At 55.4% G+C, this 14,582-nt stretch carries 12 protein-coding genes; 4 read left to right on the forward strand and 8 right to left on the reverse strand.

Annotated features, from left to right (window positions below):
* Positions 1-67: 67 nt before the first annotated feature.
* The 5 genes from MIM_RS06335 to MIM_RS06355 form a co-directional block, all read right to left on the reverse strand.
* Positions 68-667: a nitroreductase family protein gene (locus MIM_RS06335; protein WP_025371922.1), complete on the reverse strand. Its 600-nt coding sequence runs from the start codon at positions 665-667 to the stop codon at positions 68-70.
* Between the two features lie 391 nt (positions 668-1,058).
* Complete coding sequence (locus MIM_RS06340) at positions 1,059-1,982, reverse strand: tripartite tricarboxylate transporter substrate binding protein (RefSeq protein ID WP_407638150.1); 924 nt, start codon at positions 1,980-1,982, stop codon at positions 1,059-1,061.
* Positions 1,983-2,128: 146 nt separating this feature from the next.
* The gene (locus MIM_RS06345; RefSeq protein ID WP_025371924.1) at positions 2,129-3,283 is read right to left on the reverse strand and encodes an acyl-CoA dehydrogenase family protein; all 1,155 of its coding nucleotides are present in this window, start codon (positions 3,281-3,283) and stop codon (positions 2,129-2,131) included.
* Positions 3,284-3,311: 28 nt separating this feature from the next.
* Entirely contained in the window at positions 3,312-4,058 is a 747-nt protein-coding gene (locus MIM_RS06350; protein WP_025371925.1) for an enoyl-CoA hydratase-related protein, read from the reverse strand.
* Positions 4,058-5,026 carry an NAD(P)H-dependent flavin oxidoreductase gene (locus MIM_RS06355; RefSeq protein ID WP_025371926.1) on the reverse strand — a complete coding sequence of 323 codons (969 nt, stop codon included), beginning with the start codon at positions 5,024-5,026 and terminating at the stop codon, positions 4,058-4,060. The genes MIM_RS06350 and MIM_RS06355 overlap by 1 nt, the downstream gene beginning before the upstream one ends.
* Before the next feature lie 372 nt (positions 5,027-5,398).
* On the opposite strand from MIM_RS06355, the gene MIM_RS06360 reads away from it, so the two are divergent.
* Positions 5,399-6,220 (forward strand): IclR family transcriptional regulator, encoded by an 822-nt coding sequence (locus MIM_RS06360; RefSeq protein WP_025371927.1) that lies wholly within the window; start codon positions 5,399-5,401, stop codon positions 6,218-6,220.
* Between the two features lie 83 nt (positions 6,221-6,303).
* Here the strand turns inward: MIM_RS06360 and MIM_RS06365 are convergent, their stop codons facing one another.
* From MIM_RS06365 to MIM_RS06375, 3 genes are read right to left on the reverse strand one after another with little or no spacing between them, the layout of a single operon-like run.
* Positions 6,304-6,723, reverse strand: a complete 420-nt coding sequence (locus tag MIM_RS06365; protein ID WP_025371928.1) for a PaaI family thioesterase — start codon at positions 6,721-6,723, stop codon at positions 6,304-6,306.
* Between the two features lie 15 nt (positions 6,724-6,738).
* A complete protein-coding gene (locus MIM_RS06370) occupies positions 6,739-7,902 on the reverse strand; it encodes an acyl-CoA dehydrogenase family protein (RefSeq protein WP_025371929.1) in 1,164 nt (387 codons plus the stop codon).
* A gap of 54 nt (positions 7,903-7,956) precedes the next feature.
* Positions 7,957-9,153, reverse strand: a complete 1,197-nt coding sequence (locus MIM_RS06375; RefSeq protein WP_025371930.1) for an acyl-CoA dehydrogenase family protein — start codon at positions 9,151-9,153, stop codon at positions 7,957-7,959.
* Positions 9,154-9,480: 327 nt separating this feature from the next.
* Here MIM_RS06375 and MIM_RS06380 point away from each other — a divergent pair, with 327 nt between their 5' ends.
* The 3 genes from MIM_RS06380 to MIM_RS06390 all read left to right on the forward strand — a co-directional run bounded on the left by MIM_RS06380 (position 9,481) and on the right by MIM_RS06390 (position 14,541).
* Positions 9,481-11,565, forward strand: a complete 2,085-nt coding sequence (locus tag MIM_RS06380) for a 3-hydroxyacyl-CoA dehydrogenase NAD-binding domain-containing protein (protein WP_025371931.1) — start codon at positions 9,481-9,483, stop codon at positions 11,563-11,565.
* Between the two features lie 151 nt (positions 11,566-11,716).
* Entirely contained in the window at positions 11,717-12,895 is a 1,179-nt protein-coding gene (locus tag MIM_RS06385; RefSeq protein WP_025371932.1) for an acetyl-CoA C-acyltransferase, read from the forward strand.
* Entirely contained in the window at positions 12,892-14,541 is a 1,650-nt protein-coding gene (locus MIM_RS06390) for a long-chain-fatty-acid--CoA ligase (RefSeq protein WP_025371933.1), read from the forward strand. Before MIM_RS06385 ends, MIM_RS06390 begins: the two co-directional genes overlap by 4 nt.
* The last annotated feature ends 41 nt before the right edge of the window (positions 14,542-14,582 follow it).

The raw sequence follows: 14,582 nt of genomic DNA on the forward strand, positions 1-14,582 counted from the left end.
ACCGTGTTCCGCCTACTGCGATGAATTTGCCTGATGCAGACGGCGCTGCAGGCCAGGCAAATGCAATTTAGGCAAAGACGCGGAAGCGTTCTTCGTCGTTCATATACTCTTTTTCGCCGGCTGGGCTGACGATGCTGCCAAAAGGCATCTGGGCACGCAATTTCCAGCTGGAAGGAATATTCCATTCTGCTTTGACTTTATCGTCGATCAGCGGATTGTAGTGTTGCAGTGAGGCGCCAATATCGTGTTCAGCAAGCGCTGTCCACACGGCCAGTTGAGCCATGCCGGTAGAGTGCTCGGACCAGATAGGGAAGTTGTCTGCATACAGTGCAAATTTTTTCTGCAGATCGCCTACAACATCCTGATCTTCATAGAACAGCACGGTGCCGTAAGCAGCCTGAAAACCACTGAGTTTTGCTTCGGTGGCTGGGTAAGCATCAGCCGGTACGATGGCTTTGAGTGTTTCCTTGGCAATTTCCCAAAGACGGTCCTGGTGTTTGCCCAGCAGGACAACGGCACGGGACGTTTGGGAATTGAAAGAGGAGGGCGCTTGCTTGATGCTGTTTTGGATCAGGCTGACCAGTTCCTCGTTACCGAGTTTAACGTCGCGACCCAGCGCGTAGATGGTACGGCGGTTTTTCAGGTGCTGCAGTACATTTGCGGACATGATAGTAAAACCTTCAAAAAATGTTTAATGGATAGTCTGTTTTTTAGATGCCGCAATTCATTGCGGTCTTTGCATAGTCAATATTATGCTGCAATGCAGGGTGAGTTTGTTTCATCTGGTTTGTAGGATACATTCAAAATATTTGAATGATAAGCTTGTGAATAAGTCTAAAAGGCGTGTTGGCACCGTTAAACGGGGATAGACGGAGGAGCACGCAGAACCAAATGGGCGGTAATGACCCATGGTAGTGATGGCGATTCGGCGGCGGATGTAATTCGTGCTGACGGGCTTGTCAGCGTGCCGCTGGGGTGCGGGCTTTGATGTGACCTCTGACCTCTGTCCGGTACCTGCAGAAAATCAGAACCAGACAGAGGAGAGGGTAGTGAGGCGTTTACTTTTTCCTGAACCCCAGTGATTCAAGCACTTTGCCTTCGTCTGCGGTGGTTTTCTTCGCAAACTCGGTGTATTGCTGGGTGCTCATATACAGTGGCTCCATGTCATACTTTTCCAGCGCTTCGCGAAAATTAGGTTTCTCCATAGCCAGCTTGAGTGCGTCATGCAGTTTTTTCACGATGTCCGGATCGGTGTCCTTGGGCACCGCCAGGCCGAAAGGAGACAGCTGGACACGGTCGATACCAGACTCTTTGAGGGTAGGCGCGTCAGGAAATTTTTTGCTGCGTTTTTCACCCCAGGTAGACAACAGGCGCAGCTTGCCGTTTTCTACATAAGGCGCCCATGCGGGCGTATCTGCCACCGACATCACAAACCCGCCAATAATCGCCTTGAGTGATTCGGCATTGCCTTTATAGGGAACGTGAACCAGCTTGATGCCGGCATCCTGGGCAATGGCCTCCATGGTGATATGCAGGGTAGTCATAATGCCGGGCGTTCCATAGGTGAGTTTTTCCGGATTCTGTTTGGCGTATTCGATATATTCCTGCATTGATTTGATTGGCGAATCGGCCGGCACGACCAGCCCGAAAGAATAACCGGCCAGGCCGATCACATAGGTCAGATCGGTTGCCGGGTTCCAGTCAATCTTGCTGATGTAGGGAAGGCGAAACACCGGCGTGGGTGTCTGGGCAAGGGTGTAGCCGTCGGGCTTCTTGCTATGTAGTTGCATGGCCGGTAAAACGCCGCCGGCCCCCGGTTTGTTTTCAACAATGACCGGTTGCTTGAGAATGCCTGTCAGGTTTTCTGCCAGCACCCTGAACGGGATGTCAGTTGAACCCCCGGCCGTGTAGCCAATCACGATTGTGATTGGCTTGTCAGGAAAGTTCTGGGCGGCTTCAGACATGGCCTGAGCGGACTGCATACCGCCAGCCATGAAAGCAGCAATGGCGGCGGTATAGATGGACTTGCCTGGTTTTATCACACTTGTCTCCTATTTTTTTGGGTATTGCGGATAATGACAGATGGCTCGTCTGGATGTGCGATCAGATTGCTGCAGGATCTTACAAATCAGATATTACCTTCTTTAATCAGATCCTTTGCAATAATGATTTGCTGAATTTGTGAGGTGCCTTCGTATAGACGGAAAAGGCGTACATCGCGATAGAAGCGTTCGATCGCATATTCTGAAACATAACCCGACCCGCCATGGATTTGTACTGCTCTGTCAGCAACGCGGCAGCACATTTCAGTTGCAAAGTATTTTACGCAGGAGGCCAGTGCTGACACACTTTCACCGTTGTCGCGTCGGCTTGCGGCATCCAGCAACATGCATTCGGCTGCGTAAATCTCGGTTTTGCTATCAGCAAGCATACCCTGAATCAATTGAAAATCAACTAGAGGATGCCCGAACTGCTTGCGGTCTTTGGCAAAGCTGAGTGCATCGCTCAGCATGCGTTTGGCCGCGCCAATCGCAACAGCGGAAATATGCAGGCGGCCTTTGTCCAGGACTTTCATCGCGGTCTTAAAGCCCACGCCTTCTTTGCCGCCAATTAACTGACTTGCCGGGATGCGACAGTTCTCAAAAATCACATCGCTGGTGTGAGCACCTTTCTGGCCCATTTTCTTGTCGCGTTTGCCTATTGTCAGACCGGGCGTGCCGGCTTCAACAATGAACGCTGAGATACCCGAGGCACCCTTGATGTCCGGGTTGCTGCGCGCCATGACGGTAAATATGCCAGCATGCGGTGCGTTGGTAATGAAGCGTTTGGTGCCATTGATAATGTAATGATCGCCATCACGTACGGCGGTCGTGCGCAGGGAGCCTGCATCGGAGCCGGCTTCCGGTTCAGTAAGGGCAAACGAGCCAATCAGGTCGCCGCTGGCCAGGCGTGGCAGATATTGTTCTTTTTGTTCCGGGGTGCCGTCGATCACAATACCCGAGGAGCCAATGCCGTTGTTGGTGCCGATGTATGAACGGAACGCAGGGGAGGTGCGACCCAGTTCCATTGCAATGCGTGCTTCTTCTTCCATGGTCAGGCCAAGGCCGCCATATTGTTCAGGCAGCGCCAGGCCGAACAGACCCAGCTCTTTCATCTGGTCGCGGATCTGCTGGGGGATTTCATCGGTCTCGGCCACTTCGTTTTCGGCCGGGACGAGGACTTCGCTAACGAAGCGACGAACGCCTTCTTCAAGAAGGCTCTGGGTTTCCTGATCACGTATCATGAGTGTGATTAATCCTTATAAAAAATCGTTATTTCGCCAGAAAGCGGCTGAATGCCGCCTTGGCTTCAGGCGATGCCAGGCATTGCACAAACCGTTCTCTTTCGGCATCCAGGGTGGCTGCAACGTCCTGGGCCGCAGCACGCTGCAACAGCGCTTTGGTGCTGGTCAGGGCCAGTCTGGACTGACCGGCCATGTCGCGGGCCAGTTCCTGGGCCGTGCTTTCGGCCTGGCCGGCCACCACCACGCGATTGATCAGCCCTGCCTGCTGGGCTTCTTCGGCTGTAAAGGGCGTGCCACGGTAGAGCCATTCGTTCGCCTTGCGGATACCCACATAACGGGCCAGCAGCAGGCTGGATGCGCCTTCGGGGCACAGTCCCAGTGGCACGAAGGGGATGCGAAACTGTGTGCCGGTGCCGGCAACCACAAAATCACAGTGCAGCAGCATGGTGACGCCAATACCAATGGCACCGCCTTCGAGAGCAGCGATGATGGGAATGTTGACTTTGCTGATGGTTTTGAGAAAAGTCAGCGCCGGGCTGGCGCCTCCGGAGGCATTGAGAAAATCCTTCAGGTCGTTGCCGGCTGTGAAATATCCGCCAGCGCCGGTGAGCACAATGGCGTGCAGATCGTCCCGCGCAGTGGCCTGCGCCAGTGCAGCGGTGAGCGCGTCATAGGTGGCGCCGTCCAGGGCGTTTTTCTGAGCAGGTCGGTTGATGGTCAGCGTCAGCACGCGTTCGCTTTCGTTGATCAGCAGGGTGTTCGTCGATTGGTTCATTATGCGTTCTCGCTGGCAATGCGCTGGCGCGCGGTCTGGTATTCCTGTTGCATGCGCTGGGCAATCGTGGCAACGGGATCGATTGAGTCGATGGTGCCCACGCCCTGACCGGCACCCCAGACATCCTTCCATGCCTTGACACGGGTTGAGCCAAAGTTGGTCGATAATTTGTCCTGCTCCTGCAGGTTGTTCGGATCCAGACCTGATGCAGTAATGCTCGGCGTCAGGTAATTACCGGGGATGCCAGTGAAAAACGGCGTGTACAGAATATCCTTGGCGGCGGAATCGACGATCATCTGCTTATAGCCTGGATCGGCGTTGGCTTCCTGGCTGGCGATAAAGCGTGTGCCGATATAGGCAAAATCGGCGCCCATTGCCTGAGCGGCCAGAATGGAGCCGCCGTTGGTGATTGAGCCCGAAAGAATAATCGGACCGTCGTAGAATTTACGTACTTCAGATACCAATGCGAACGGACTTAACGTGCCGGCGTGACCACCCGCGCCCGCGGCAACCAGAATCAGGCCGTCCACACCCGCCTCCAGTGCCTTTTCGGCATGGCGGATCGTTGTGACATCGTGAAAGACCAGGCCACCCCAGCGATGGACTGCTGATGCGACGTCAGTCGGCGCACGCAGGCTGGTGATAATGACGGGGACCTTGTATTTTTCGCAGGCCTGCATGTCGTGATCCAGCCTGTCGTTTGAGGTATGAATGATCTGGTTGACGGCAAAGGGGGCGATTTTCTGCTCCGGATGCTGCTTGCGTTCATCATCCAGCGTGCGGGTGATTCGATCCAGCCATTCATCCAGCAGCGATGCCGGACGGGCGTTTAACGCCGGGAACGATCCGAGCAGCCCGCTTTTGCATTGTTCAATCACCATGTCCGGATTGGAGACGATGAACATGGGAGAGCAGATTACGGGAAGCGACATTTGAGCGCGCAATTTTTGTACGACAGGATGAGCCATAAATACAAACCTCAGTCAAAGAATTTCATATGCACTATTGGCAGCGAACGGGTGCAGGAGCATGCCGGAACGGGTCGAGGCCGACAGCACGGTTGGTGTGGCAAGCCGGCTGCACGCGGCTATGATGGGGACCGGTTAATGGAAATATTGAAATAAAATTCCGCATTGCGGTACAATTCATAGCGTCGTGTGTTGACCTTAAGCGCTTTATAATAGACTACTCTGCTTGCGCGGGCAATGAAATTTTCTTTTTAAACATAGTATAAAACGGGTATTATTATACTATTGAGCAACGGCAGGAGGCACAATGCGGCTCGCGAAGCGACGCTGTATTCTATTCTGCACATTGGAATTTTTCCGGCAAACTTATTTATGACATCTGACATTCGCAAAACCCTTAACAAACCGCCCCTGGCCAGCGAATACGAGGACGATCGCCATTTCATCACGGCCATCGCCCGCGGCCTTGATGTATTGGCCTGCTTTCGCTCCGGCAACAAGGTGCTGGGCAATCAGGAGATTGCGCAGCGCTGCAAGCTGCCCAAGTCAACGGTGTCGCGTATTACCTATACGCTTACGCGGCTGGGTTATCTCACTCATAACGAGGACAGCAGTAAATATCAACTGGGTATGGCAACACTTTCACTGGGCGTGGGTTTGCTGGCCAAGCTCGATATCCGTCAGGTAGCCCGGCCGCTTATGCAGGCATTGGCCGAAGAAACCCAGGGCATGGTCACGCTGGGGACGCGTGATCGTTTGTCGATGTTATATCTGGAGAACTGCCGCAGCCGTTCGGCGCTAACGCTCAGTATGGACGTGGGCGCCCGCATCCCTATCGTATCAACAGCCATGGGCAGGGCCTATCTGGCGGAGATTCCGCAGCAGGAGCGTGAAGAGATATTCGGTCGGGTGCGCGAACTCGATGAGCTGGCCAGTGATGCGCTTATGAGCGGTATCACCGCTTCGCTGGCCGATTATGAGCGACTGGGATGTACCTGCTCGTTTGGCGATTGGCAAAAGGATGTGAACGCCATTGCTGTGGGCTTGAATCTGGGGCGGCAGTTTCCGATCATGGCGATCAGCTGCGGCGGGCCGTCCTTCAATTTATCTGAACAGTACCTGCTTGAAGAAGCGCGGCCCAAATTGCTGGAAGTGGTCAGTAAACTTAAAGAAACGGTGGGCCAGCCGGCCTGATGTGCTGGTGGCAAAGTGCCTGTTGGCGAACCCATCAGGCGCCTTGCCGGCTGCTTAAGCTGCCGGCAGTGTGTTCACATTTGCTATTTCTTGTCTATCATTGAAAACAAGGCAGTCGCAAAGGCCACTTTTTTATCCCCTACGCGCAAATCACAGTTGGCAAAAATAACCCGCTTGCCCTTGCGCTGAATATCCACGGTTGCTTCCAGCCAGTCACCCTCACGCACCGGTGACATGAATTCACAGGTGAGCGACATGGTCACAAATGCCACGGGTTCATCATGCGCGTTGAGTATGGCATCGCCAAAGGCATTGTCTGCAACGGTCATGATAAGGCCGCCATGGGCAACACCCACCTTGTTCAGATGTGTCGCTTTTACTCTTACGCCAAGACCTGCATGGCGCTCGTTTATGACTTTTTCATAGAAAGGTCCGGTCAGGTCCGAAAAGGTGCTGAACCGGTTCAGCAGGCGGTAGTGTTCTGGAATCGTCTGGTCAGTCATGATACGGGTGTTTCCTCAAGCGGCGTCCTGGGTTTTTTGTGATGTTAGCAAACTATCACTATAGCGCTGCAAATGGAAGTCGGCATCGCCATACTGGCTATTGAGTACGGTCACCCGTTTGAAGTAATGAGGTACCGCCAGTTCGTCGGTAACGCCCATGCCACCGTGCAGTTGCACGGCTTCTTCGCCTACGTGGCGCGACAGTTTTGCCAGCAGCACTCTTGCTGCAGCGCCTTTGATGATGCGGTCCTGCGGGTCATCGCCAGCCTGGCCGATAGCGGCCAGCAACGCCATGGAGGTGGCCTGTTCTGCCGCGATGGCCATATCGGCCATGCGATGCTGCAGGGCCTGGAATGTGCCAATGGCCACGCCGAACTGCTTTCTGGTTTTCAGGTATTCCAGCGTTGCCTCGTTCAGTGCCTGAATCAGGCCCGCTGCCTCGGCTGCCAGTGCGGCATTGGTGGCGGCCAGTGCCTGCATGATGGCGGGGTAGGCTGTGTCGGCATCGCCAATCAGGGACTCTGGCGGCAATTGTGCGTTGTTGATCACCAGATCAGCGGCCAGATGGCCATCATGCAGGCGGTACGATTTGGCAGTAATGCCAGGATGGTCTGCTTTGACCAGAAAGACAGACAGGCCGTTGCTATCGTTATTCTGGCCGGCGGTTCTGGCCGTAATCAGCCAGTGATCACATACCGGCGCGTCAATCACGACGGCCTTGTGGCCACTCAGTATCCAGTTGCCTGCTTTGTTTTCAGCCTTGGTATGGATGCGTGATTCCTGATAGCGCGATTGCACATCGTAGTGGGCAAAGGCAAAACGGGCTGAGCCATCGGCGATGGCGCCAATCAGTACGTTGCGCTGCTGCGCAGTGGCGTGCTGCTGCAAAAACGTTCCGGACAGCACCACCGTACTGATGTACGGTTCAAGAATCAGCCCTTTGGCCAGTGAGCGCATAACCAGATAGGTATCAAGCGGGGTGCCTGCCAGGCCGCCGTCTTCCTCAGCAAAGGGCAGGGCGAGAATGCCCAGCGCTGCAAAGTCCGCCCAGGTCTTCTCATTTATATGCTGGTTGGCGGCAAGATTTTTGCTGCGCTGCTCAAAGGTATAGTCTTTGTCGATATAGCGGGTAAGGGTGTCTTGCAGGGCAAGTTGTTCTTCGGTAAAGGTAAAGTCCATGTGGATGACTCCGTAGCGTATTTGGTACTGTATCGGGATGGGACGACAGGCCGTTTAAAGCCCCAGAATCATCCTGCAGATAATGCTTTTCTGTACTTCATTGGATCCGCCGTAGATGGTGGTTTTGCGATAGTTGAAGTACTGTGATGTCATATGTTCCTGCGCTTGCGGGAAGGCGGCAGATAATTCGTGTACCTGATCGTCTGGCAGAATATGGGCTGCGGCGTACGGGCCGGCCACTTGTGACGCCAGTGCGGTAATGGCCTGCTGAATTTCCGAGCCCTTTACTTTCAGAATAGAGGCCTCGGGTCCTGGCGCATGGCTGCTGCCTTCCTGGGAAATCAGTTTGAGATTGGTAACCTCAAGTGCCATTAAATCCATCTCAACCTGCGCCAGCCGATCACGAAAGCGTGCATCCTGCAATAAAGGCAGACCATCATTGCCGATTTGCCCGGCCGCGGCTTTTTTGACTAGTTGCAGTGCCGCCTTGGAACGGCCCACGCGGGCGATGTTGGTTCTTTCGTGGCCAAGCAGGAACTTCGCGTAGGTCCAGCCTTTGTTTTCTTCACCGATCAGGTTGGCGGCGGGAACGCGGACATTCTCCAGCCACACTTCGTTGATTTCATGGCCATCGTCCAGCATGATGATGGGGCGTACGGTAATGCCCGGCGTTTTCATATCAATCAGCAGAAAAGAAATGCCTTCCTGCTTGCGCACTTCGGGATTGGTACGCACCAGACAGAAAATCCAGTCGGCATGCTGGGCAAGTGTGGTCCATGTTTTCTGACCGTTAACGATATAGTCGTCACCATCGCGCACGGCGGTGGTTTTCAGTGAAGCGAGGTCAGAGCCGGCGCCGGGCTCGGAGTAGCCCTGGCACCACCAGTCCTGGCCGGAGATAATGCGTGGCAGGAAGCGTTCCTGTTGTTCCCGGCTGCCGTATTTCTGAATAACCGGTGCGACCATCTTCAGGCCGAAAGGTAATTGTTCGGGTGCGCCGAAGGCGGCGCATTCTTCCTCAAAAATGTGGCGTTGCACTGCATCCCAGCCGGTACCACCGAACTCCACCGCCCATGAGGGCGCTCCCCAGCCCTGTTTGAACAGATCACGTTGCCATTGCTCGCGTTCGGCTTTGGACAGTGGCAGGCATTGTTGTGTTTTGTCGCGCACAGCGGCTGGCACCACTTCTTTTAGAAAAGCACGAACCGAATCGCGAAAGGCCAGTTGTTCAGGTGTGTAGCGGATATCCATGGACGGAATTCCTTTTCGGGTAATTGAGCGGCAGAAGTGAAGTCCCGGTGTCGAAATGCGGTGTGTAATCGCATGCGAGAACTTGTTCTGCTTAGCGGAACATTCAGTTGATTTATGGAATTGATTATAGCGACCATTGCGTTAAATGAAAAGACTGGCTGATATAAAAGACAGAAATGCTCTTAACCGACAATTCGCTTTACACCGAATACTGCCGCAGAGTATTATCGAAGAATTCTTAAGGTACGTAAGTTCTGCTATGCGAAACTAAGGTGGCATGGCTAAGACGTGCCATGTATTTCATCGGATCGGACAAGGAGACACGCCATGGATCACGCTTTTTACGAGGAAAAGGACGGGATAGCCGTCATTACATTCAACAACCCACCGGTCAATGGCCTGAGTCACGGGTTGCGCAAGGCCATTGTGGAAGGCGTTGATCGTGCGAATAATAATACGGCCATTCGGGCCATTGTTCTGGGCGGCACCGAGCGGGCGTTTTCCGGTGGCGCCGACGTGACAGAGTTCGGTACGCCAAAAGCGGGGCAGGCGCCCACTTTGCGTACCGTGATAGAGGTGCTTGAGCAATCGGCCAAGCCGGTCGTGGCTGCCATCAACGGCGTATGTCTTGGCGGTGGCCTGGAGCTCGCGCTGGGTGCGCATTATCGCGTTGCCGCTGCAGCAGCACGGGTGGGTCTGCCAGAAGTCAAGCTTGGTATCCTGCCCGGCGCGGGCGGCACCCAGCGCCTGCCGCGGGTGTTGGGTCTGGAAAAGGCGCTTAACATGATTGTGTCCGGCCAGGTTGTCAAGGCGGCAACGCTTGCCGATAGTGCATTGTTTGATAAAGTGGTCGAGGGCGATCCGCAAGCGGCAGCCATTGACTTTGCCAAAGGCCTGGCCAGCGATGTGCCGCTGAAGCGGGTTCGCGATCTGGCAGTGAGCGATGCGGATGCCGATGCCTTATTGCTTAACGCCCGCAATGCGGTCAAGGCGGGATCCGCACGCTTTCCTGCGCCGGCTGCCTGCGTAGAAGCGGTAGCAGCCAGCACCAATATGGCTTTTGATGACGGGCTGGCATTTGAACGCCAGCAGTTTACACAGTTGCTGAACTCGTCCGAATCGCTGGCGTTGCGTCATGTCTTCGCGGCGGAACGCGCAGCGACAAAAATTCCCGATGTGCCTGCAGATACGCCGTTGCGTCCGATTAACCGGGTTGGCGTAATCGGTGCCGGTACGATGGGTGGCGGCATCAGTATGAATTATCTGAATGCCGGCATTCCGGTGGTCCTGCTGGAGCAGAAGGAAGAAGCGCTGCAGCGCGGCGTGGCCACGATTCGCAAGAATTACGAAAACACGATGAAAAAAGGGCGGATTACCGCAGAACAGGTGGAAGAGCGTATGAATCTGCTCAGCACGACCCTGTCCTATGATGCCCTGGGCGAGGTAGACCTGGTGATCGAAGCGGTTTTTGAAGATATGGGTGTCAAGGAAGTTGTATTCCGCGAGCTTGATCGCGTGATCAAGCCTGGCGCGATCCTGGCCTCGAACACCTCCACCCTGGATGTCGACCAGATCGCTGCGTTTACCAAGCGTCCGCAAGACGTGATCGGGCTGCATTTTTTCAGTCCGGCCAATGTCATGAAGCTGCTGGAAATCGTGCGTGGTGCGAAAACCGCCAAAGATGTGCTGGCCACATGTATTGACATGGGTAAGAAAATCGGCAAGAAGCCTGTGGTGTCGGGCGTCTGCGACGGCTTTATCGGCAATCGCATGCTGTATGCCTATCGTGATGCGGCCGATGAAGTCATGCTGCAGGGTGCCGCGCCGTCGCAGATCGACCGCGCTCTGGAAAATTTTGGTTTTGCAATGGGCCCGTACCGCGTGGGTGATCTGGCCGGGCTGGATATTGGCTGGGCGATTCGCAAGCGCAAGAAGGAAGCCGACCCACAGGGTTATGAAGAGGTGGTGGCCGATCGCCTGTGCGAGGCCGGCCGTTTTGGCCAGAAAACAGGTGCAGGCTGGTACCGCTATGTGGCCGGCGATCGCAAGCCGCAGGTGGACCCAGAGGTGGAAAATCTGATCGAAACCTTCCGCAAGGAAAAAGGCGTGACCTCACGCAAAATCAGTGATCAGGAAATTGTGGAGCGTTGCGTGTATGCGCTGGCCAACGAGGGGGCGAAAATTCTCGAAGAGGGCATTGCCCTGCGCGCTTCGGATATTGATATTGTTTACCTGAACGGCTACGGCTTCCCGTTGCATCGCGGCGGACCGATGCATTACGCGCAGCAGGCTGGCCTGTTCAACGTGGTGCGCGCGCTCAGGCAGTTTGGCGCAACCTCGGCCCGGCCCCAGGCCTGGCAGCCGGCAGCCTTGCTGGAAAAACATGCAGAAAGCGGCGACGCGCTGAAATAGCGTAGAAGGCGTGGCGGCAGGTGCGCAAGCGCCTGCCAGCGTTGGTATAACTGATTATTTTCTGTTCCGATACAATTGAAGTTCGCGTTGGTTGGCCATGATGTTGGCACAGTGCCGCCATAATGTCATGTGTCCGCCCTGGAGAAGAGACATGAGAGAAGCCGTTATTGTTTCAACCGCCCGCACCGGATTGGCAAAATCCTGGAAGGGGGCATTCAATATGACCTATGGCGCAACACTGGGTGCGCATTCGGTGTCGCACGCGGTGGCGCGCGCGGGTATTGATCCCGCACAGGTCGAAGATATTATCATTGGTTCGGCCCTGCCAGAAGGCACTACCGGTGGCAATATTGCCCGGGCGATTGCCTTGCGTGCCGGCCTGCCGGTCCGTGTCGGCGGCGTTACCGTCAACCGGTTCTGCTCGTCGGGGCTGCAGGCCATTGCCATGGCAGCGCAACGCATTATTGTCGACCAGGTGCCGGTGATGGTGGCTGGCGGCGTGGAAAGTATTTCCTGCGTACAAAACGATGCCAATACTCTCATGCGACAGGATCCCTGGCTAAAACAGCACAAGCCCGAAGTGTACTGGAGCATGTTGCAGACCGCCGAAACGGTGGCCAGGCGTTATGGTATTTCGCGCGAGGCGCAGGATGAATACGGCGCCCGCAGTCAGCAACGTGCTGCCCGTGCGCAGGCGGAAGGTCTGTTCAATGATGAAATCGTGCCCATGACAACCGTCATGAGCGTGTTTGATAAGGCAACGGGCGGCATTGCCCGGCGCGAGGTCACCATCGCCGCCGATGAAGGTATTCGTCCCGATACCACGCTTGAAGGCGTCGCAAAAATTCGCACGGTGTTTCCCAAGGGCGTCATTACCGCGGGTAATGCCAGTCAGTTCTCTGACGGTTCTTCGGCCTGCGTGCTGATGGATGCCGAACTGGCGCGTCAGAGCGGCCTGAGCCCGCTGGGAATTTTCCGCGGCTTTGCCGTGGCAGGCTGCGAGCCCGATGAAATGGGTATTGGTCCGGTGTTTGCTGTGCCTCGTTTGCTTGATCGCGCCGGTTTGAAGGTTGACGATATTGGCTTGTGGGAATTGAACGAAGCCTTTGCCTGCCAGGTACTGTATTGCCGGGACAAACTGGGTATTCCCGATGATCGACTGAATGTGAATGGTGGGGCGATTGCGGTTGGTCACCCGTATGGTGTGTCTGGCGCGCGTATGGTCGGCCACGCTCTGATCGAAGGCAAGCGCCGGGGCGTTAAATACGTGGTGGTCACCATGTGCATCGGCGGCGGACAGGGCGCAGCAGGACTGTTCGAAGTGGCATGAACCGCCCCGATTATTCTGCCGTCTGGCCGCGTGGACGCAGTCGTTCGCTGAGTGTGCCGGGAACGGCATTGCATGCCAATCTGGACATATCGGCCCTGCGTTATCCGCAAAAGCCGTGCCTGGTCTATTACGGTGCCCGCTACACTTACGCGCAGGTGCAGCGTCAGGTACAGGCGCTTGCCGGGTTTTTGCAGCAGGATTGCGGCGTGGGCAAGGGTGATCGTGTATTGCTGTATATGCAGAACAGCCCGCAATTTGTGCTTGCCTACTATGCCATTTTGCGGGCCGATGCCGTAGTCGTGCCGGTTAACCCCATGAATCGTGCAGATGAGCTGCAGCATTACATTCGTGATACCGGTGCCACCGTGATCATTTATGGCCAGGAACTGCACGAGCAGGTGGCTGTGCTCGGCGCTGCGGCGCCGGCCAGCAAGCTGGTGGCAGCGTATCATGACTATCTGCCCTCGGAGGGCTCAGACCAGAACGTGCCGGATGTGGTTGCTGAACCCGCGCAGGCGCTGACAGGCAATGGCGTTGTGCTGTGGCGTGATGCGCTGGCGCGTGGGCGTACCCCGTTACCTTCATCGGTCGTGTCGGCAGATATGGCGGTCATGCCCTATACATCAGGTACTACCGGTCATCCCAAAGGGTGCATTCATACCCATCATTCCACTATGTATAACACGGTGGCCGCCGCGGTGTGGTATGACGGTGGTAATCAGGACGCGGTTTTTCTGGGTGTGCTGCCGTTTTTCCATGTTACCGGCATGGAAGGCGTGATGAATAGTGCCATTTATCTGGGCGCGACCATCGTCATTATGACGCGCTGGGATCGCGTGGTAGCTGCTCAGTGCATTGAACGCCATCGCGTTGGCAGGCTGGCGCTGATTGCCGCCATGGTGGTGGATCTGCTCGCCATGCCCGATCTGGCAAACTATGATTTATCCAGTATCGCCCGGGTCAGTGGCGGCGGTGCGGCCATGCCCGAGGCCGTTGCCGAAAAGCTGCAGCGCGACTTTGGCCTGACCTACATCGAAGGCTACGGTATGTCGGAAGCAATGGCGCCCACACACATCAACCCGGAGCGGAACCCGAAAAAACAATGTCTGGGCATTCCGATTTTTGATGTGGATTGCCGTCTTATTGACCCGGTCACCCTGCAGGAAGTGCCACAAGGCGAGGTTGGTGAAATTGTCGTGCATGGACCGCAGGTCATGCAGGGTTACTGGAATAACGCACAGGCCTCGGCTGAAGTGTTCACTGAGATTGATAACAAGCGTTTTCTGCGCACCGGAGATCTGGCGCGCATGGATGAGGACGGCTACTACTTTATGGTAGACCGGCTCAAGCGCATGATCAATGCCTCTGGCTTCAAGGTCTGGCCAGCCGAAGTCGAGTCCATGATGTATGCACATCCGGCCATTCTGGAAGCCTGCGTTGTCGGCGTGACAGACGAAAAACGAGGTGAAACCGTTAAGGCCTGGGTGGTGTTGCGCGAAGCGTGTCGCGGCAGTGTCACCGAGCAGGAGATTGTGGAGTGGTGCCGCGAGAAAATGGCTGCGTACAAGGCGCCGCGGATTGTGGTATTTACCGATGCGTTGCCCAAAACGTCTTCAGGAAAAGTGCTGTGGCGCGCGCTTGGGTAAAGAACACACATGAAATATGAAATAATGGCTTGCTCCAGCAA

It is taken from the genome of Advenella mimigardefordensis DPN7, from assembly GCF_000521505.1.
Taxonomy (GTDB): Bacteria; Pseudomonadota; Gammaproteobacteria; order Burkholderiales; family Burkholderiaceae_B; genus Advenella; species Advenella mimigardefordensis.